Source organism: Pseudomonas sp. SJZ079 (genome assembly GCF_007993865.1).
Classification (GTDB): domain Bacteria; phylum Pseudomonadota; class Gammaproteobacteria; order Pseudomonadales; family Pseudomonadaceae; genus Aquipseudomonas.
Genome location: NZ_VIUH01000008.1, coordinates 68692 through 87205, shown reverse-complemented (window position 1 = coordinate 87205; position 18514 = coordinate 68692). Strand labels below are relative to the sequence as shown.

At 62.5% G+C, this 18514-nt stretch carries 15 protein-coding genes; 7 read left to right on the top strand and 8 right to left on the bottom strand.

Features of this window, described 5'->3' with window-relative positions; translation table 11 throughout:
• Positions 1–32 precede the first annotated feature (32 nt).
• A complete protein-coding gene (locus FBY03_RS09890; RefSeq protein WP_147172023.1) occupies positions 33–377 on the bottom strand; it encodes a hypothetical protein in 345 nt (114 codons plus the stop codon).
• Positions 378–849: 472 nt separating this feature from the next.
• Here FBY03_RS09890 and FBY03_RS09885 point away from each other — a divergent pair, with 472 nt between their 5' ends.
• Positions 850–3447: a bifunctional diguanylate cyclase/phosphodiesterase gene (locus FBY03_RS09885; RefSeq protein ID WP_178090621.1), complete on the top strand. Its 2598-nt coding sequence runs from the start codon at positions 850–852 to the stop codon at positions 3445–3447.
• A 36-nt stretch (positions 3448–3483) separates the two neighbouring features.
• Here FBY03_RS09885 and FBY03_RS09880 read toward each other — a convergent pair whose 3' ends face one another.
• Together FBY03_RS09880 and sbcD are read right to left on the bottom strand one after the other, a co-directional pair.
• Positions 3484–6921: an AAA family ATPase gene (locus tag FBY03_RS09880; protein WP_147172021.1), complete on the bottom strand. Its 3438-nt coding sequence runs from the start codon at positions 6919–6921 to the stop codon at positions 3484–3486.
• Positions 6918–8138, bottom strand: coding sequence for an exonuclease subunit SbcD (gene sbcD / locus FBY03_RS09875; protein WP_147172020.1), 1221 nt, complete (start codon positions 8136–8138; stop codon positions 6918–6920). The genes FBY03_RS09880 and sbcD overlap by 4 nt, the downstream gene beginning before the upstream one ends.
• Before the next feature lie 280 nt (positions 8139–8418).
• On the opposite strand from sbcD, the gene FBY03_RS09870 reads away from it, so the two are divergent.
• Complete coding sequence (locus FBY03_RS09870; RefSeq protein ID WP_147172019.1) at positions 8419–8922, top strand: hypothetical protein; 504 nt, start codon at positions 8419–8421, stop codon at positions 8920–8922.
• A 151-nt stretch (positions 8923–9073) separates the two neighbouring features.
• Here FBY03_RS09870 and FBY03_RS09865 read toward each other — a convergent pair whose 3' ends face one another.
• Positions 9074–9493 carry an Lrp/AsnC family transcriptional regulator gene (locus FBY03_RS09865; RefSeq protein ID WP_147172018.1) on the bottom strand — a complete coding sequence of 140 codons (420 nt, stop codon included), beginning with the start codon at positions 9491–9493 and terminating at the stop codon, positions 9074–9076.
• A 139-nt stretch (positions 9494–9632) separates the two neighbouring features.
• On the opposite strand from FBY03_RS09865, the gene yjeH reads away from it, so the two are divergent.
• The 4 genes from yjeH (at position 9633) to FBY03_RS09845 (ending at position 14630) form a co-directional block, all read left to right on the top strand.
• The gene (yjeH, locus tag FBY03_RS09860) at positions 9633–10910 is read left to right on the top strand and encodes an L-methionine/branched-chain amino acid transporter (protein WP_147172017.1); all 1278 of its coding nucleotides are present in this window, start codon (positions 9633–9635) and stop codon (positions 10908–10910) included.
• A 307-nt stretch (positions 10911–11217) separates the two neighbouring features.
• The gene (locus FBY03_RS09855) at positions 11218–12561 is read left to right on the top strand and encodes a TAXI family TRAP transporter solute-binding subunit (protein WP_147172016.1); all 1344 of its coding nucleotides are present in this window, start codon (positions 11218–11220) and stop codon (positions 12559–12561) included.
• Positions 12562–12605: 44 nt separating this feature from the next.
• Positions 12606–13613: a nucleoid-associated protein YejK gene (yejK, locus tag FBY03_RS09850; RefSeq protein ID WP_147172015.1), complete on the top strand. Its 1008-nt coding sequence runs from the start codon at positions 12606–12608 to the stop codon at positions 13611–13613.
• Between the two features lie 135 nt (positions 13614–13748).
• Positions 13749–14630: a DUF4344 domain-containing metallopeptidase gene (locus FBY03_RS09845; RefSeq protein ID WP_256677904.1), complete on the top strand. Its 882-nt coding sequence runs from the start codon at positions 13749–13751 to the stop codon at positions 14628–14630.
• Here FBY03_RS09845 and FBY03_RS09840 read toward each other — a convergent pair.
• The 3 genes from FBY03_RS09840 to FBY03_RS09830 form a co-directional block, all read right to left on the bottom strand.
• On the bottom strand, positions 14627–15562 hold the full coding sequence (locus tag FBY03_RS09840) for a glutathione S-transferase family protein (RefSeq protein ID WP_147172014.1): 936 nt from the start codon (positions 15560–15562) through the stop codon (positions 14627–14629). The two genes, FBY03_RS09845 and FBY03_RS09840, sit on opposite strands and share 4 nt — an antisense overlap.
• A gap of 66 nt (positions 15563–15628) precedes the next feature.
• Positions 15629–15973 (bottom strand): GIY-YIG nuclease family protein, encoded by a 345-nt coding sequence (locus FBY03_RS09835; protein ID WP_147172013.1) that lies wholly within the window; start codon positions 15971–15973, stop codon positions 15629–15631.
• A gap of 82 nt (positions 15974–16055) precedes the next feature.
• The gene (locus FBY03_RS09830; RefSeq protein ID WP_147172012.1) at positions 16056–16526 is read right to left on the bottom strand and encodes a nuclear transport factor 2 family protein; all 471 of its coding nucleotides are present in this window, start codon (positions 16524–16526) and stop codon (positions 16056–16058) included.
• Positions 16527–16647: 121 nt separating this feature from the next.
• Between FBY03_RS09830 and FBY03_RS09825 the strand changes: the two genes are divergently transcribed.
• On the top strand, positions 16648–17601 hold the full coding sequence (locus FBY03_RS09825) for a GlxA family transcriptional regulator (protein ID WP_147172011.1): 954 nt from the start codon (positions 16648–16650) through the stop codon (positions 17599–17601).
• A gap of 137 nt (positions 17602–17738) precedes the next feature.
• On the opposite strand, the gene FBY03_RS09820 is transcribed toward FBY03_RS09825, so the two are convergent.
• Positions 17739–18506 carry an amino acid ABC transporter ATP-binding protein gene (locus FBY03_RS09820; protein WP_147172010.1) on the bottom strand — a complete coding sequence of 256 codons (768 nt, stop codon included), beginning with the start codon at positions 18504–18506 and terminating at the stop codon, positions 17739–17741.
• Positions 18507–18514 lie beyond the last annotated feature (8 nt).

Sequence of the window (18514 nt, the reverse complement as noted above, 5' to 3'; positions counted from 1 at the left end):
GGCGCGGGATGGAATTCAGGACTTAACGGGAATCAGACGCGAGGGGGTCGCCACACACCGCTGGGTGCTGGAGTGGGGATGAATGCGTTGAGGCTATGCAGCGCCGGTGGATGGCCGACCAGTAAGGGGGCCTTGACGCTGACGACCTGCAGCAGGCTGCTGGTTTTACACTCCTCGCCGCTTTTGCACACCTTGCTGCCGGCGTGGGCGCTTTTCTGTTCGTCACAACAGTCGCTATTCATCTCACCGACCTGCGACACGCCTTCGTACTGCATGGGGCAAGGTGCCACCTGCAGCTCAACGGCACTCACCACCCCACTGAGGGGCAGCGCGAGGCTGAGAAACAGGGCGAGATAAAGCCACAGGCGTCGGTTCATGTGCGCCAGTCTAGCCGCAGATGCAGCGCCCAACAATGGCATGAATCAATAGCGAAACCACGCTGGCGTACGCGGTTGAGCAATACCTGAGCCTGCAGCCTGGCCAAGATTTTTTGCCTGGCACTAACAGCGCAGTCACCCGCTGATGCTGGTCGGCATGAGCCTTTACGCAGCACGGCTGCGCGGGCGCCTACTCTGCTATGGTTTCAACATATTGGAACTTTAGTACTCACATAGCAGCTATGGTCACTTTTCATCCCCACGCCGCCCTCGCTAAATTTTCGCTCGCGACTAGGCTAAGCAAACACAGGCACCATTACCGGGCAGCTGGAGACGCTCGCGAGAGCAGATCGAGCCATATATTCAGTGTCGGCAACTCGATAAATACAACACACGGTAGCAGCAGGGACTGGCCAGGCCTATGACGAGTAAGCCGAGCAGAACAATTCTGAGGGCATCCAGCAAGTGGTGCATGAACGGATGGGGTAAATACGCCATTCCTGCCGGTTTCATGCTGCTGTGGATTATCGGCACGCTGGCTATCTACCGTGACGCCCAGCAGATAACCGCCAACACCCAACAAAAGATCCGCAACGAGATGCGGCTTGAAGCACAAAACATGGCCGAAAAACTGGCCGGGGTGCTGGAGAGAACCTACGTCACGATCAAAACCATCTCGTTACTGCCGGCAGTGCGTAGCGCGGCCCCGCGCAATCGCCGCAGCGTCGAGGACGACGTCGTCAAACTGGGGCACTTCAGCGAGGGGGACGCTGACACTATCCAGCAGCTGTACAACCACGTTTCCAGCGATGTCGCGGTCTCTGAAATCTATCTGGTGTATGGCGGCTTCGCCCCCGAACGGGGTGAAGTGCCTTTCCTGATGTTTGACCAGGTGTTGCTTGAGCGTATCGCCAAAGCGCAGGAGGCAGACGAGACTCACGAACAAGATGAGCCCGAAGAGTACGAAGCCGCCGAGTACGCTGAGTATGTAAGGCAGCTCAGATTTTTGCAGCACCATCACCCCCGACTACCTGCCGAGGCCCCCGAGGGCATCGCGGCGGTGACTTCAACCCTGCTGCGCACCTGCGATAACTCCCAATACACCTCGATCGCTAACGGCGACGAGCGCAATACCTTGGGCATTTTGCTGTCCGTGCCTATCTACGATCAGGCCAACAAAGAGTTCAAAGGGCTGGTGACTGCCGTGTTGCGGGCCAACGCACTGGAGGCGGTCTTGAACGGCTGGCCCAGATTGCCTATCACCGCAGCGGACAAAGCACTCCTGACCCAGCAGCAGATTGACCTCGACTCGCCACCCAGCGAATACCTGCTGGAAAACCGCCAGACCGGCGTGCGCATCATGGACAGACGCAACCTCGACCTGCCGGATCTCCTCACGGATAAGCAGCAAGCGGCCATTCATCTTGAGCAAACCATCCAGCTGCCCTTCTCCCAGGCGTGGCAGTTGCATCGCTATAAATCGGCGGCCGACCTCAACGTAATACTCGATCCCATCCGCAGGGACATGTGGCAACGCCTGGCGCTGTTAAGCCTGCTGATTGCCGGGTTCGCGCTGGCGGTGGAACGGGTATTCGCCGTGCAACGCAAGTCCACGCTGAAGCTGACCCAGATGGCCAATTACGATGCACTGACCGGCTTACCCAACCGGCGTCTGGTGGCCGAACACCTGACCAATTCGTTGAACCGACAAGAGGCCAAAACCAGTCAGTACGCCGTACTGATGATTGATCTCGATGACTTCAAGGAAATTAACGACACGCTCGGCCACCAGATTGGCGATAACCTGCTGATCGAGGTCTCACGACGCTTCGTGCACAGCCTGCGCGCCTCGGACAAATTGTTGCAGTTGCACAACAACAGTGCCCTGGACAGCCCAGACAGCAGTCTCCTGGATGAAAATGAGTCGATGGTCGGCCGTCTGGGTGGCGACGAGTTCCTGGTGTTGCTGCCCAGCCTGCCCGACCTCGGCCAGGCACTGCTCGTTGCCAATCGCCTGCACGCGAGCCTGGGCGAGCCCATCGCCTTGGGTCCGGACAAGATTTACATGCATGCCAGTATCGGTATAGCCGTCTACCCAGACCATGGCAGCAGTGGCACCTTGTTGTTACGCAGTGCCGATACAGCGATGTACTTGGCCAAGCGCCAGGGGCGCGGGCAGACTGTGGTGTTCCAGCGCGACTTCGACGAGAAGTCGCGGCAGCGCCTGCAGTTGCTGACCGATTTGCACTCGGCCCTGATGGAACAACAATTCGTCCTGCACTACCAACCAGAGCTGAACCTGGCCACCGGCGCTATCGACTCGGTAGAGGCCTTGATACGCTGGCAACACCCCTCCCTGGGTCTGGTTCACCCAGCTGACTTTATCCCGCTGCTGGAACAGTCAGGCCTGATCACAGACGCCGGGCAGTGGGTGCTGGAAACGGCTTGCCGGCAACTGAAAGAATGGCAGGACCAGGGCTCGCCGATTAAACACATGTGCGTCAACGTATCGATCAAGCAACTGGCGCATCCGGCATTTGCCGACTCGCTGCTGAACACCTTGAACCAAGCAGGCATAGCCCCTGGTGCACTCTGCCTGGAGCTGACCGAATCGATGCTGATGCAACAGCCGGAAGCCAACATTCAACTTCTGCGCAGCATACGCATGACCGGGGTGAAGATTGCCCTGGATGACTTCGGCACCGGCTATTCATCACTCAGTTACCTGCGCCAACTGCCATTGGACGTGCTGAAAATCGACCGCAGTTTCGTCATCGATATGCAAACCGACGAAGGCCTTGCCATCTGCGAAACGCTGATTGCCCTGGCCAAACGCTTGGGGCTCAAAGTGATTGCCGAAGGCATAGAGACGGCCGAGCAGTTCTGCATTATGAATAGAGTCGGCAGTGATTGGATGCAGGGCTACTTGATTGCCCGACCGATGCCGGCGGAGCACGCCGATCAGTTCGCGCAGACCTTCGACTGGAAAAATTTCAAGACCGATAATGGCCTGCTGGGGCAGCCCCTTAGATGGACGCCGTTCCGGGGCTACTCCCCCGAGATGCCTTAACAGCTCGGGCACACCGAGGCCCTTTTTCGGGCACGCCTAGCCGAGGCTGCGCGCTGTAACCGCAAAGCGCTTATCCAGCCCGCTATAACCCATGCCCACGCTCTTGTGCACTTTCAGCTGCACCGGAATGCGCTCCTTCAACGCTTCCACATGGCTGATCACCCCGATCATCTTGCCGTTGGCATTCAGGTTGTCGAGCGCATCCAGGGCAACTTCCAGGGTTTCGCCGTCGAGGGTGCCAAAGCCTTCGTCGAGGAACAGCGAATCGATGCTGGTCTTGTGACTGACCAGATCGGACAGCGCCAGCGCCAGCGCCAGACTGACCAGAAAGCTCTCGCCGCCGGAGAGGGTCTTGGTATCGCGGGCGACGTCGGCCTGCCAGGTGTCGATCACTTCCAGCTCCAATTCGCCACTGCTGCGCCGGCCCAGCTGGTAGCGCCCGTGCAGGCGCTGCAGCTGCTGGTTGGCCAGGTAGACCAGGTGATCGAGGGTCAGGCCCTGGGCGAACTTGCGGTATTTCGCCCCATCGGCCGAGCCGATCAGGCTGTTGAGTTGCTGCCACAGGTCGTACTCGACCTGTTTGGCGGCGATCTCGGCGAACAGACTTTGCTGGCCCAGACGGCGGGCATCGTCCCCTTGCAGTTGCGCGCGCAGTTCGCCCTGGCGCTGGCTCAGGCTTTTCAACTGAGCGTTCAGCGCCAGCAGATTTTCCTCCAGCTGTTCGTGGCTGAGTTCGCTGGCCGGGTTGGCCTGCAAGACGGCCAGTTGCTGCGCGGCCGCCGCTTTCAGTGTCCGGGCCTCGACCAGGGCTTGATCCAGACGCTGCTTGAGTTGGTGCAACGCGCTGCGCTGCTGCTCGTCGAGCATGGCGGCCTGGAACGCCGCCTCATCCATAAATGGGCTGGCGGTCAAGGCAGCGGTCCACTGCTCAGCTTGAGCCTCGAGCTGGTGCTGTTCCTGCAGCAGCCGTTCTGCTTGCGTCTGCTGGGTGCCCTGCAACTGCGCCTGGCGGCTGTGTGCCTCACTTAACTGCACTTCGCATTGCTGTAAGGCCTGCTGCGGATCGGCTACCGCAGCCAAGATCGGTAACTCGGCCTGCGCCAGGGCAGACCAGCGCTGCAGCCAGCAACCCTGTGCCGCGCGTGCAAGCGCTAGCGCATGTTCCTGATCGCGGGCCTGGTTCTCCAGCTGCAGTCGCTGTTGTTGCGCCTGCTGCCAGCCCTGCCACTCAGCAGAGCGTTCGCTTAGCCACTGCTCGGCATCGCTGGGCAGGTCGTAGCCGAAAATCGCCAACTCCTCGTGCAACACCTGCTCGCGCTCGCGCTGCTGCTGTCGCAGCTGCTGCAGCCGCGCGTCGAACTCGGCGAGCTGGCCGTTGCCGGTCTGCAGCTGCTGATTGCCCAGCGCCAGCTGCTGCTGCGTGGTGGTGCAAGCCTGTTCGAGTTGCAGACGCGCCGTGCGTGCGTTTTCCGCAGCAGTCTTCAGGCCGTCGAGTTGTTCGAGGCTGCGCTGCAGCGCGTCCAGCTCGGCAACCAGCTGTCGTTCGTGATCGGCTACCGCGTCGGCATCAAGCAGAGGCGTACCGAGCTGCTCGATCAGCTGTTGCCAGCGCTCCACCTGCTGAGCCTGTTCCTGCTGGCTGCGTTGCACCTGCTGCTGTTGTTGCTCCAAGTGCGCAGCCAAGGCGGCCAGCTCGCTGGCCAGGCGCTGACCACTGCTGGCCAGGGCGTCCAGTTCGGACTTTTTCGCCTGCAGAGTCAGCTGGGTGGCCGAGACGTCCAACGCCTGGTAGGCGGCAATCGCCGGGTGCTGATGGGAGCCACACAGCGGGCAGGCCTGGCCTTCCTGCAGCTGGGCGCGGTAGGTTTCCAGCGCCTGGATACGCTGTTCCTGCTCCAGCAGTTTTTCCTGGTCGCGCACCTGCTGCTGCAGGTCTTTATAGTGCGTGCGCAGCGCGCCGACCTCAGTGTCCTTGGCGGTGTGCTGCACACGTAGGTCGCGCAGTCGGCCGTGCAGTTGCGCCTGTTGTTCGCCCAGCTGCTGGCCGCTCGCCGCGAGCTGCTTGAGCTGGCTCAGCAATCCGCCGTGCCGATGCAACAGTTGCCAGCGCTCGCGCAGGGCGGCCTCGTTGCGCCCGGCCAGCAAGGTCGCGAGTTGCTGCTGGTGCTCGCCCTCGACCCACTGCGCCTCGCTCAGACGCCTTTGCTCGTCGCCGAGTTGCGCGCCGTGCTGTGCCAGCTGCGCCTTGAGCGCTTGTGCCGCCTGCTCGCTCTGCTGCTGACGACTGCCCAGCTGGACTAGTTCTGTGGCCAACTGCTGCCGCGCATCGAGCTGGTTACGCCAGACACCCAGCTGTTCGCCAAGCCGAGCGTGCTGAGCATGCGCCGCCAGATCCTGGTCCAATGCCTCACGTTGCCGGGCAAGCCGATCCCATGTCTGCTGACGCTGGTCAAGCAGTTGCTGGCTGAACTGCCGGGCCTGCCACAGGCACTCGCCGATGCGTTGCGCAGCCTGCTGATGCTCGGCCTGGGTCCGCTGCACAGCCTGTTCGGTCTGGCGCACGGCCTGCTGCGCCTGCTGCCAGTCGCGATACAGCGGCTGTAGCGCTGCCGCCGGCTCGCTGGCCGCCAATTGCGCCAACTGCGCCTGTGACGCCTGCAACTCGTCCAGGGCGCGCTGCTCAGCCTGAGCTGCAGCTTGCTGCTGGCTCTGCGCCTTGGCCAGTTCTTCACGCCATTGGCGCTGGCGTTGCAGTTCGAGCTGCTCGGCGCTCAGCCGGGCCTCCTCGACGCCCAGTTGCTCGGCCTCGACTTGCAAGGCAGCACGTTGCTCAGTGCTCAACAGCTCCACGCCTTCGGCGCGGGCACGCAGCTGATCGAGGGCCACCTTCACCTCGCGGGTCTGCTCGAACACCCGCTGGGATATCTGCCCGTAAATCTCGCTGCCGGTCAGCTCTTCCAGCAGCTCGGCGCGCTGGTTGGCATTGGCTTCGAGGAAGGCGGCGAAACCGCCCTGCGCCAGCAGCATGGACTTGGTGAAACGCTCGAAATCCAGGCCGGTAAGGCGCTCGGTTTCACGCAGTTTCTCGTTGATCTTGTCGGTGAGTATCTGTCCGCTGGCGCCCGCCAGCTCGACCTTGGGCGCCTGCAACGCACCGTCGACCTTGTCGCGGGCGCGGCGCTGGCTCCAGAAGGCGCGGTACGCGTTGCCCTTGACCTCGAACTCGACCTCGGCCAGGCAGTCGGCCGTGTGCCGGGTCATCAGCTCGTTGCTGCTGGCAGACAGCGTGCTCATACGCGGCGTACGGTGGTACAGCGCCAGGCAGATGGCATCGAGCAAGGTGGTCTTGCCGGCACCGGTCGGCCCGGTAATGGCGAACAGACCGTTGTCCTTGAACGGCTCGGCGGTGAAGTCGATCTTCCACTCGCCCTTCAGCGAGTTGAGGTTCTTCAGGCGCAGGCTGAGGATTTTCATGCAGGCTCCTCAGTCAGCTGGCTGACCACCTGCTGGTACAAGCCACGCAAACGCCCCTGCTCGGCTTCGTCCAGGGTTTCGCTGAGCAAACGCTGGTCGAACACCTGATCGGCGCTCAACTCATCCAGGGTTTCCTTGGCCTGGCTGTGCAGGCCGGCACTGGCAGCGCCGCGCTCACGGCGAATGCGCAGCACCTCGACCGGCAGGCCCTCGCACAGGGCGGCGATGCGCACCTGCAAATCGCTGAGGTAATCGTCGGTGCAGACCAGCACTTCCAGCCATACCGGTCGCTCCTCGCTACCCTGTGCGGCAGCCTCGGCAATCGCACCGGCCAACTCCTTGAGCGAGCCGCGCACGCAGAGCAACGGCTGAAAGCACGGTACCGGCAGCGCGCGGATGCCGCGCAAGCCCGTTGCATCAAGTTCCACCAGCAGCACCTCTTTCTGCTGTTTGGCCTCATCGAAACTCAAGGGAATCGGCGAGCCGCAATAGCGGATGTACTCCAGCCCGCCAACCTTCTGTGGCCGGTGAATATGCCCCAGGGCGATATAGGCGGCCGGCGGAAAGGCGTTGGTCGGGAAGGCTTCCAGCGCGCCGACGTATATCTCGCGCACCGACTCGCTGGCGCTGGCGCCGACCGTGGTCAGGTGGCCGCTGGCGATGATTGGCAACTGACCGCCGAGCGCCTCGCGCTTGGCTTCGGCCAGGGCATAGAGGTCGCCATAGTGCTGCTGGATCGCCTGCTGCAAAGACTGCTGTTTGTCCTGGGCACTCTGCCCGGCCTGGCTCAGCAGCACATCACGCGGGCGGATAAAGGGGATGCCGCAGAGAATCGCGCCGGGCTGGCCGTCACGCCGCTTGAGCAGCAGCAGTTGCTCGTTGAGGTCCTCGCCCACGCTGGGAATCACCCGGGTATCGAGCTGCGCCAGCAGGGTCTTGCTCTCGCCGAGCATGGCCACCGAGTCGTGATTGCCGCCCAGCACCACCAGCTCGCAGCCACTGCCGCGCAGCTCGACGATAAAGCGGTTGTACTGCTCACGGGCATAGCTGGGCGGCGCGCCGGTATCGAAGATGTCGCCGGCGATCAGCAGCGCATCGGCCTCATGCTCACGCACCTGTTCGATCAGCCAGGCGCAGAACGCCTGGTGCTCAGCCTGACGGGTCTTGCCCATGAAGTGCTGGCCGAGGTGCCAGTCGGAAGTGTGGAGAATGCGCATGCTCAAGCAACGCCTTTAGATGGGTGATCGGAAAAAACGCCAACCATGTCATTTCTCTCTGGGCAAGCGCAAATCGCTCACAACGTGCGCATAGACAAAGACTCAAGTTGCGGTTTTATAACAGGTGTTTGCCAGGACCACAGACTCCCACAACGCGTTATCACACTGCTCGCAGTGATATCACCTTGCCATTGCACATAACCAAAGCACTCCCTAAAATCGCCTCGCCCGCTCAAGGGCAAAGGATCTATTCAGCAACTTAAGGGAAGTAATACCTACCATGCGCAAGTTCAACGTTCGATTCGCTTTGCTCCCAATCGCTCTCTCAGTTCTCATGAGTGGCTGCGCCAGCATCGTCAGTGACTCGCAGTACCCCGTCAGCATTTCTAGCAGTCCAGAAGGGGCCAACTTCGAGGTTCGCAACCGTGCGGGTGTGGTGATTCATTCTGGCTCCACTCCAAGTAGCGTCAGCCTCAAGTCGGGTGCTGGTTACTTCAAAGGTGAGGAGTACACCATCACCTTTCGTAAGGAAGGCTTCGCGGACAAACAAACCACGCTGCGCTCCAGCCTGGATGGCTGGTATTGGGGCAACATCATCTTTGGTGGTTTGATCGGCATGCTGGCAGTCGACCCAGCAACAGGCGCCATGTACAAATTGCCGGAAGATACAGCCGCAACCCTCGCACCGGTAACCGCTGATACCAAAGCTGCCGATAGCCTTACCCTGATAACACTGGATCAGGTTCCCGAGCACCTGCGCGATCAACTGATCCCACTCGACTGAAGCAGCGGGCCGGAGCAATGCTCCGGCCGCACTCCCCGTTTTTTTCAGTTACAGCCCTTTATTGCAGATCGACCAATGCTCTATCGCCTGGGCATCATTCACCACGCCCTCCGATTTGCAGCCCCTGAGTCCGGCAGTGCTCAAAGCCGGCTCACATTGCCCACTCCTGCACCACCATATGGGTCTTGACCTTCTGCATGCCGGGGAAGTTTTCGATCTGCCCCCGGATCTCGCTGAGCCTGGCCATCGATGCGGCCTCGACATACACCAGCATGTCGGTTTCGCCGCTGATGCCGCAGCAGCGGCGGATTTCGGTGAAGCTGCGCATGCGTTCCACGTAATTCTCGCAGCGCCCCTCTTTGTAGAACAGCTCGAGAAACGCCTTCACCGCACTGTCCGCAGGCTCGGCAATCCGCGCGTGATAGCCCTGGATGGTGCCGACCTGCTCCAGCTGACGGATGCGCTCGCTTACCGCGGAGCGCGACAGGTTGATTTCACGGGCGATCTGGCTCACGGCCAGGCGGGCATCGGCGCGCAACAGGGCGATGATCTGGCGATCAAATTTGTCCACTTGGGTGTTCTCATGCAACAGGCAGATTGACGGGTAATTCCGCCATTTCGCCGGTCAAGGGCGACGCTTAGCAGGCATCGCAAGACCAGCGGGCGGCTTAAGATGGCGGGACCATCCTCGAATCGCACGAGCATACAGCATGAGCCGACTGAACCAAGAGCTGGGGCTGCTGCAAGGCATCGGCCTGTTGAGCACCTCGTTGCTCGGCACCGGTATCTTCGTGGTGCCGGCCCTCGCCGCCACGGTCGCCGGTCAGGCTTCGCTGTGGGCTTGGCTGATCCTGATCCTGCTGGTGCTGCCGGTGGCCTTCACCTTTGCCCAACTGGGGCGGCATTTCCCCCACGCAGGCGGCGCGCCGCACCTGATCGGCCGCGCCTTCGGCCCGCGCATGGAGCGCCTGAGCGCCTGGCTGTTCCTCGCCGTGTTACCGGTTGGCCTGCCGGCCGCGCTGCAGATCGCCACCGGCTTCTGGCAAGCCCTGTTCGAGCTGGGCTCGGGTCAGAGTCTGACCATCCAGCTGGCCACCCTCGGCGCCATCCTGCTGCTCGGCCAGCGCCCGGCCAAAGCCTCCGGAGTTATTCAGGGCGCCATCGCCCTGGCCATCGTGCTGACCATCGGGGTGATCTGGTGGGCCGGCGACCTGCCCCATGCCAGCCAACCGCTGCTGCCCGCCATGAGGGGTTCCTGGAACTTGCTGCCGGCGGCGCTGGGGGTGATGTTCTGGTGCTTCGTCGGCATCGAGGCGTTTACCCATATGGGTGAAGAGTTCAAGCGCCCCGAGCGCGACTTTCCCCTGGCGCTGCTGCTGGGCGTGCTCCTGGCCGGCCTGGTGTACTGGGCCTGCTCGGTCGCGGTGCTGAGTTTCCAGACCTATGGCGACCCACGCAGCGACGCCAGCTCACTGCCGCAGTTGCTCGACCTGCTGCTGGGCGAACGGGCGCGTTGGCTGGCCGCCATCGTCGGCTACCTGGCCTGCTTCGCCTCGATGAACGTGTACATCCAGGGTTTCGCCCGCCTGCTCTGGAGCCTGGCCGACGAAGGCAAGCTGCCGGGCGCGCTGGCCCGGCGCAACCGCCATGGTGTGCCCGGCCCCGCGCTGTTGCTGGTGGTGCTGAGCTGCGCGCTGTGCGCCACCCTGGCCTGGAGCCAGGCGCTCTCGGTGGATCAACTGATCCGCTACGCCAACGGCAACTTCGTGCTGATCTATCTGCTCAGCATGGCGGCTGGCTGGGTCCTGCTGAAAGGCCTATGGCGCTGGCTGGCCGGCCTTAGCGCGGCGCTCTGCGGCTTGGTACTGATCATGCTGGGCAGCGATGGCTGGTATGCCCTGGGTCTACTCGCGGCCCTGGCGTTGCTCGATCAGTGGCAAGTGCTCAGGGCACGCAAGGCGTTACGCCCGACACTGCCCTTGCGCTAGGAGCCTGTCGGACTTAACGCTGTCCTACTGCAGAAAAGCCGGACTTGCCCATTTTTGCCGCTCTTTCTCGTTAAATAGCGCGCTATTCGCCTCGGCAGATCGGCAAAACCGACTCAAACCGGACTTCCCCTCGTTATGGACGGTCAAGTCCGGCAGGCTCCTAGCAGAATGCGTACGGGCCGGCTCTGCGATTTCGCGGTATTGGCGCATGCGCTGAAGTGAGCCACGACCCGCAACGGCCTGTGCCGGGTGACCTCGGGGGGCGCATGGCTCTATCCTTGGGGCGAATTCGCCGAAAGGAAGCACCATGCGCCGCGTTCTCAAAGACCTGAAGATCATACTCCTGGCCAATCTGTGGATAGTGCCGGTGGTAGCGGCCCTGGTCGGGGCGCTGTTCTACTTCGTCGCGCCGCCGCCGCCCATGAGCGCGAGCATGGCCACCGGCCCGGAAGGCGGCGGTTATCGGATCTTCGCCGAAAGGCTGAAGGAGCAGCTGGCCAAGGAAGGTTTCCAACTGACCCTGGTGCCCAGCGCCGGCTCGCGAGAAAACCTCGAACGCCTGCTGGCGGATGAGCCCGAGGTGCAGATCGCCCTGGTGCAAAGTGGCCTGGAGCAGCAGCTGAAACGGCTCGACAGAGCCCGCCTGCAAAGCCTCGGTGCGGTCTATCAGGAACCGCTCTGGCTGTTCCACCGCACGGGCATCCGCATCGAGCACTTGTCCGACTTGCTGCCCCTGCGTCTGGGCCTGGGCAATCCCGGCAGCGGCACCCAGGCGGCGACCGAGGCGATCCTCGCTGCCAACGCCATCACTGCGCAACAATACCCAGCCAGCTGGATCAACCTGGGTGGCAGTAAAGCCGCAGCCGCCTTGACCTCCGGCGCCCTGGATGCGGCCTTCTTCGTCGGCCCGGCAGAGAATGCGCGGATTCAGCAACTGGCCGTGCACCCCGAGCTGAGCCTGGCCACGCTGCGCCGGGCCGCCGCCTATGAGGCGCGCCTGCCCTTCCTCAAGCGGGTCACAGTAAGTGAAGGCCTGCTCGACCTGACCCACAACGTACCGCCGCAGGACATCATCACCCTCTCGCCAGTGGCCACCCTGGTGATCAACCAGGCATTTCATCCCGGCCTGGCGCCGCTGATCCTCGAAGCCACCCGCGAGGTGACCAAGAATGGCACCCTGCTGGACCACGCCGGCGCCTACCCGAGTGACCAGCCGCGGACCTTCCAGTTGTCCAGCGATGCCGAGCATTACTACAAGAATGGCTTGCCGCTGCTGCAACGCTACCTGCCGTTTCGCATTGCCGCCCTGGCCGATCGCTACATCATCCTGCTGATCCCCCTGCTGATGGTCTTGATTCCGCTGTTCAAGGCGGTCGGCCCGCTGTATCGCTGGCGCATCCGCGCGCGCATCTACCACTGGTACAAATACCTGCGCGAGATCGACCGGCAACTGGACGCCGGAACCCTGCCGGAACGCCTGGACGCCGAAGTCGAGCGCCTGGAGCGCCTGCAGGACAAGCTGGCCAAGGTCGAGGTGCCACTGTCCTACTCCAACGAGCTGTACGATCTGCACATGCACCTGCGCTATGTGATCGAACGATTGCAAACCTTGCAGCGGCGACGGGCGACCCAGGACGAGCGGGTCGGGTAAACTGCGCGCCATCCACTGCTTAACCGATTTTACAGAGAGCGCCCATGCCGATCCGCCATTGCATCGTCCACCTGATCGACAAGAAACCCGATGGCACGCCTGCCGTGCTGCATGCCCGCGACACCGAGCTGGGCGCCTCGCAGGCCATCGAAAACATGCTCGCCGACCTCAACGAGAGCTACAACGCCAAGCAGGGCAAGGCCTGGGGCTTCTTTCACGAAGAATCCGCGGTCTACCCGTTCAGCGGCTGGTTGCAGAACTACCTCGACGCCAACCAGGACTTCGCCGCCTTCAGCCGCCAGGCCGTCGAACAGCTGCAAAAACTGATGGAAGAGTCCAACCTCTCGACCGGTGGCCATGTACTGTTCGCCCACTACCAGCAAGGCATGACCGATTACCTGGCCATCGCCCTGCTGCACCACAGCGAGGGCGTGGCGGTGAACGACACCTTGGACGTGACTGCGGCCAAGCACCTGGACCTCGGTCAGTTGCACCTGGCCGCGCGGATCAACATTTCCGAGTGGCGCAACAACGCCAAGTCCAAGCAATACATCTCCTTTCTCAAGGGCAAAAACGGCAAGAAGGTCTCGGAGTACTTCCGCGACTTCATCGGCTGCCAGGAAGGCGTCGACGGGCCCGGCGAGACCCGCACCCTGCTCAAGGCGTTCAGCGACTTCGTGGAAAGCGAGGACCTGCCGGAAGAGTCGGCACGGGAGAAGACCAAAACCCTGGTCGACTATGCCAGCAGCCAGGCCAAGCAAGGTGAGCCAGTGGGCCTGCAGGAGCTGTCCGGGCTGATCGACGAAGAGCGCCCGCAGGCGTTCTACAACCATATCCGCAACAAAGATTACGGCCTGTCGCCGGAAATCCCCGCCGACAAGCGCACGCTCAACCAGTTCCGCCGCTTCACCGGCCGCGCCGAAGGCCTGTCGATCAGCTTCGAGTCGCACCTGCTCGGCTCGAAGATCGAGTACGACGAAGCCCAGGACACCCTGATCATCCGCAACCTGCCGACTCAGCTGACCGATCAGCTCAAGCGCCGCAAGGACTGAAGTCGGGGCTGACATCACCCAGCGCACCGGCCAGTGACGACGCCGCCGGGGATTCGGTACCTCTGCACGAGGTGCCGCAACGGCTCACTGAGCTAGAGTTAGTGGATCGACCGCCACGCTCCACAAGGAGCCGGCATGAGACTGTCCTGCCTCCTCCCGTGCCTCCTCGGCGCCACGGTCATCCCGCGAGTGGCCGGGTTGACTGTCCTGTGTCTGGCCCTGCAGGCGGGGGCTGCCGAGGAGCCTCCGCTGGCGGCGCTGCGCAACGACAGCGCCCGTTTCGTTGCCGCCAATGCCGAATTCACCTTGCTGCACGAGACCGGGCACCTGCTGATCGCGGAACTCGACCTGCCCGTGCTCGGCCGCGAGGAGGATGCCGCCGACCAGCTCGGTTTCATCAGTTTATTTCTCGCCTATGCACGGCAGAACGACGATGGCATCTACGCCAAGCTGCTGGATGTCGCCGACTACTGGCGTCTGGAATGGCAACGGCCGAAACCGGAGAACGAGGAGGTGCACGCCTGGGACAGTCATGGCCTGGACGCGCAGCGCTTCTATAACCTGGCCTGTCTGATCTATGGCAGCGATCCAGATGGGCTGGAGTGGGTGCCGCAGATCACCGGCCTGCCGGTGGAACGTGCGCTGTACTGCGACCAGGAGTACAACCAGGTACGCAAGGCCCTGGCCTGGGTTGAGCAGCAATATGGGCGAGCGCCGGGTTCAGCGCAGCGACATCGCTTACGGGTGATCTACGACCCACCGAGCACGCGCCTGAGCGACGGTCCGCGCCTGCTCGAGCAGCTCCGCGGTTCCGGTGTGGTGGAGGCCATCGCCGCGCGGGTCAGCGAAACCTATCGACTGCCGCGCGAACTGACCCTGCGCCTGAGCAACTGCGGCGCAGCGGACGCCTGGTACAGTCGCACGGCGGGCGAGGTGGTGCTGTGCTACGAGAGCCTGGCGCACTTCGAGAGCCTGGCCCGACAACTGCCGAGGTTGCGCCTGGCGACCCCGGACTAACGTGCCTCGATACGGAACCCCAGACGCGGGAAATGCACATGCACGGTGCCGGCGCGCGGATCCTCGCGACGCAGGATCAACTCTTCGCTGCCACTGAACAACAGTTCGCCCTCGATCGGATCGACGCCATAATCGATGGCCGAGATCGCCACCTGCTGACCGGCCTGGAAGCCGTTGGGGTCGACGAACTGCTCCTCCGGCAAGGCCGCGGGCGTGGCATCACGTGCCACCGCGACGGCCTCTTCGCTACTCATCTCACTATGCGAACCGTGGCCGAAACCGAGTACCCGGTCCAACCATGCGGCGACGGCCGGGTAGTCATCGACCAGCGGCGCGGTCACCGGAGTGCCGCGCAGGAACCACAATGGATGGGCCATGGCGAAGTCGGCCAGTGAGGGTTCGCCAAACAGGAAATCGCCCTCTTCACGATCCAGCTGCTGCTGCAGACGCGTCATGAGCGCCGGCCACTGGTGCTTGGCCTGTTCGGCCGGCAAACGCGTGGCCAAACCGCCGCTGAATAGGGTCGAACGATCGGCAATAAAGGTCTTGAGGAACTCCGGCGGCAGCTTGCCGAAGCGCGCGGCGACCGACTCTGGCTGGAACACCAGGCTCACCGCATGCAGAAAAATCACCGAGTCGGCCCACTGGGCGAAACTGGCGACATTGAACTCTTGGCCCTCGGAGAACAGCGCCGGGATGGCTTTTTCCGCCTCCAGACGCCGGGCGATCAGGGCAGTGTCACAGTAGATGTCGGCGCCGACTTGCAACACCGGGGTCTTGCGATAACCGCCGGTCAGTGCAGTCAGGTCTGGCTTGGGCATGATTGCCGGGATCAGCACCGAACGCCAGGACAGTTGCTTGAACCCCAGCAGCAGGCGGGTCTTCTCGGCAAACGGCGAGGTTGGGTAGTGGTGCAGGATCAACTCGTGCATGACAGGCTCCGCAGCGATAGGGCTAAACCACCAGCTTACTCGCGAGGACCACAGCGGCCTACCCGATCAGCATGATAGCTCACCATCAAGCGCATCGATAAGACTGCCGCTCGATACCAGCGCCTCCTTGGCCGGCTTGCCCAGACGCTTGATTGCCCGCTCGCGGCGTAGCGCCTCGCCTTTGCTCTCACAGGCTTCGGTATAGACCAGGGCCACCGCAGGGCTGGAAAAAAAGAAGCGCGCGCCCTTGCCGCTGCGATGTTGCGTGAAACGCCGTTGCGGATCGTCGCTGATGCCGCAATACAAGGCCCCGTTAGCCGCACGCACGAGGTAGACGAACCAGGCTTTGTCCGGTTTGGCGGCTGGAGTGCAGGCTTCGTCTGGGCGCGGATCGATCACGGGACTGGGCATTGCTGAAACTAACCGAGTGGCGGCTATGGGGTCGGCGAGCTTAGCAGAGATAGGCGCCATGGCGCCCCAGATCCTACGCCGGTTAGCGGCCTGCCTGAAAGGCGGCCAAGCCCTTGGCCGCCTGCTGGCGTATGGCCCGCTGCACCGGAGGCGCCCAACCCAACAGCACACCTTTCATACCCAAGGCCTGCCTGGCCCAGCGCCACAAGTCGAAATGATCGCGATGCTCGACGATCTTGCCATCGCGAAAGACGAAGCGCGCCTCGATCCGATTGACCACTGTGTTGCCGGTTTGACTGAACAGGTAGGTCGCCACCCAGCGCGCACTGCCGCGCTGCTCATTCGCCTCGACCGCGTCGAAGGTCAGGGAAAAGTCCTGGGCGCGCGCCGCCAGCATGCGCCACATATCCGCCGCATCGCTGCCGCGCAAATCCACGAACACCGGGTCGCTGAAGCGCACGTCGTCGCTGTAGCAGGCCGCCATGCTCTCGGCGTCCAGTTGCTGGAAGGCCTGGTAGAAGCGTCGGATCAGATCGGCATTGGCATGACTCATGGGGGCAACACTCCGCAGGAAAGACTGCATGCAGTATTGCCGCAACCGGGATAAAGCGCGATTGGCGTATTAGCCAACTTTGTGTCATTAATCGCCAAATCATTCATCCACTCGAGTCGCCATGCTCAGCATCGTTTTTTACGTCTGCCCACAAACCGTTTGCTCCAGCCTGAGTATGGCCTGCGATGCCTTTGCCCTGGCCAATCAGCTGGCCGAACAACCGCTGTTCAAGCTGCAGCGCTGCAGCCTGGATGCGCGGCCGGTCGACTTGGACTTTGCCCGTGTTCAGGTGGATGGCGGCCTGGAACTCGCAGCAAACGCCGACCTGCTGATCCTGCCGGCCACCGGCAGCGCCATCGACGCCAGCCTGCGCGCCAATAACGCGCTGATCGCCTGGCTGGCACAGCGCCCCGCCAGGCAACAGATTGCCAGCCTGTGCAGCAGCGCCTTCCTGGTCGCCGCCGCGGGCTTGCTCGATGGTCTCCGGGCGACCACTCACTGGGCGCTAGCCGAGCAATTTCGCCAGCGCTTTCCTCAAGTACGTCTGGAGATCGCCGAGTTGCTGTGCCACGACGGCAACCTGCTCAGCTCAGGCGGCGCCCAGGCCGGGCTGGACCTGTGCCTGTACCTGATCGCCTGGCATGCCGGCGCCGGGCTCGCACAACAAGTCGCCAATGCCCTGGTATTCGACACGCCGCGTGGCCAGCAGTCGCGTTTCGCGCCACTGCTGCCGCCCGCCAACCCCGGCGATAGTCAGCTTCGCCCGCTGTTGCAGTGGATGCATCAGCATCATGCCGAGCCGATCGACCTCAGTCGCCTGGCCGCCCAGGCCAAATGCTCGCCACGCACTTTGCTCCGGCGCTTCAAGGCCAGCACCGGATTGACGCCCAATGACTACCTGCAACGCCTGCGCATCAGCGCCGCACAGACGGCGCTGCGCAATCCGGCGCGCTCGCTGGAACAAGTCGCCGAACAGGTCGGTTATGCCGACCGTGCGACCTTTGCCAAGCTGTTCAAGCAGCTCTGCGGGGAAGCCCCAGGCGCTTTTCGGCGGCGCATGCGCACCTCAATCTGAAACACTGCCTTACTAAAACAGGCTGGCTCATTACCGCCGTCTCATTGCCTGAGCAACGTACACAAGATCCACCTCTAGCAATCCACAGCCCATGAAAAAGGGAACCCGCAGGCTCCCTTTTTCAGTGCAGTCGGTTCTCAGTGCAGAATCTGGCTGAGGAACAACTGGGTACGCTCGTTCTTCGGGTTAGTGAAGAAGGTGTCCGGATCGGATTCTTCGACGATTTCACCCTTGTCGAGGAAGATCACCCGGTTCGCCACGGTACGGGCAAAGCCCATCTCGTGGGTCACGCAGAGCATGGTCATGCCGTCTTCGGCCAGGCTGACCATGGTATCCAGCACCTCTTTGACCATTTCCGGATCGAGGGCCGAAGTCGGCTCATCGAACAGCATGATCTTCGGCTTCATGCACAACGCGCGAGCAATCGCCACACGCTGCTGCTGACCGCCGGAGAGCTGTCCCGGATACTTGAGTGCCTGCTCGGGAATGCGCACGCGCTCGAGATAGTGCATGGCAATCTCTTCGGCCTGACGCTTGGGCATCTTGCGCACCCACATCGGTGCCAGGGTGCAGTTCTGCAGTACGGTGAGATGCGGGAACAGGTTGAAGTGCTGGAACACCATGCCCACCTCGCGCCGCACCGCTTCGATGTGCTTGAGGTCGTGGGTCAGCTCGGTGCCGTCGATGACGATGCGACCCTGCTGGTGTTCCTCCAGGCGATTAAGGCAGCGAATGGCGGTGGACTTACCCGAGCCGGACGGGCCGCAGAGAACGATACGCTCGCCTTGCTGCACATTCAGGTTGATGTCCTTGAGCACGTGGAACTGGCCGTACCACTTGTGCACGCCATCCATCTGGATAATTCCCGGCGCGTCGCTGATCGACTGTTTGATAGCTTCTCTCATGACAAAAC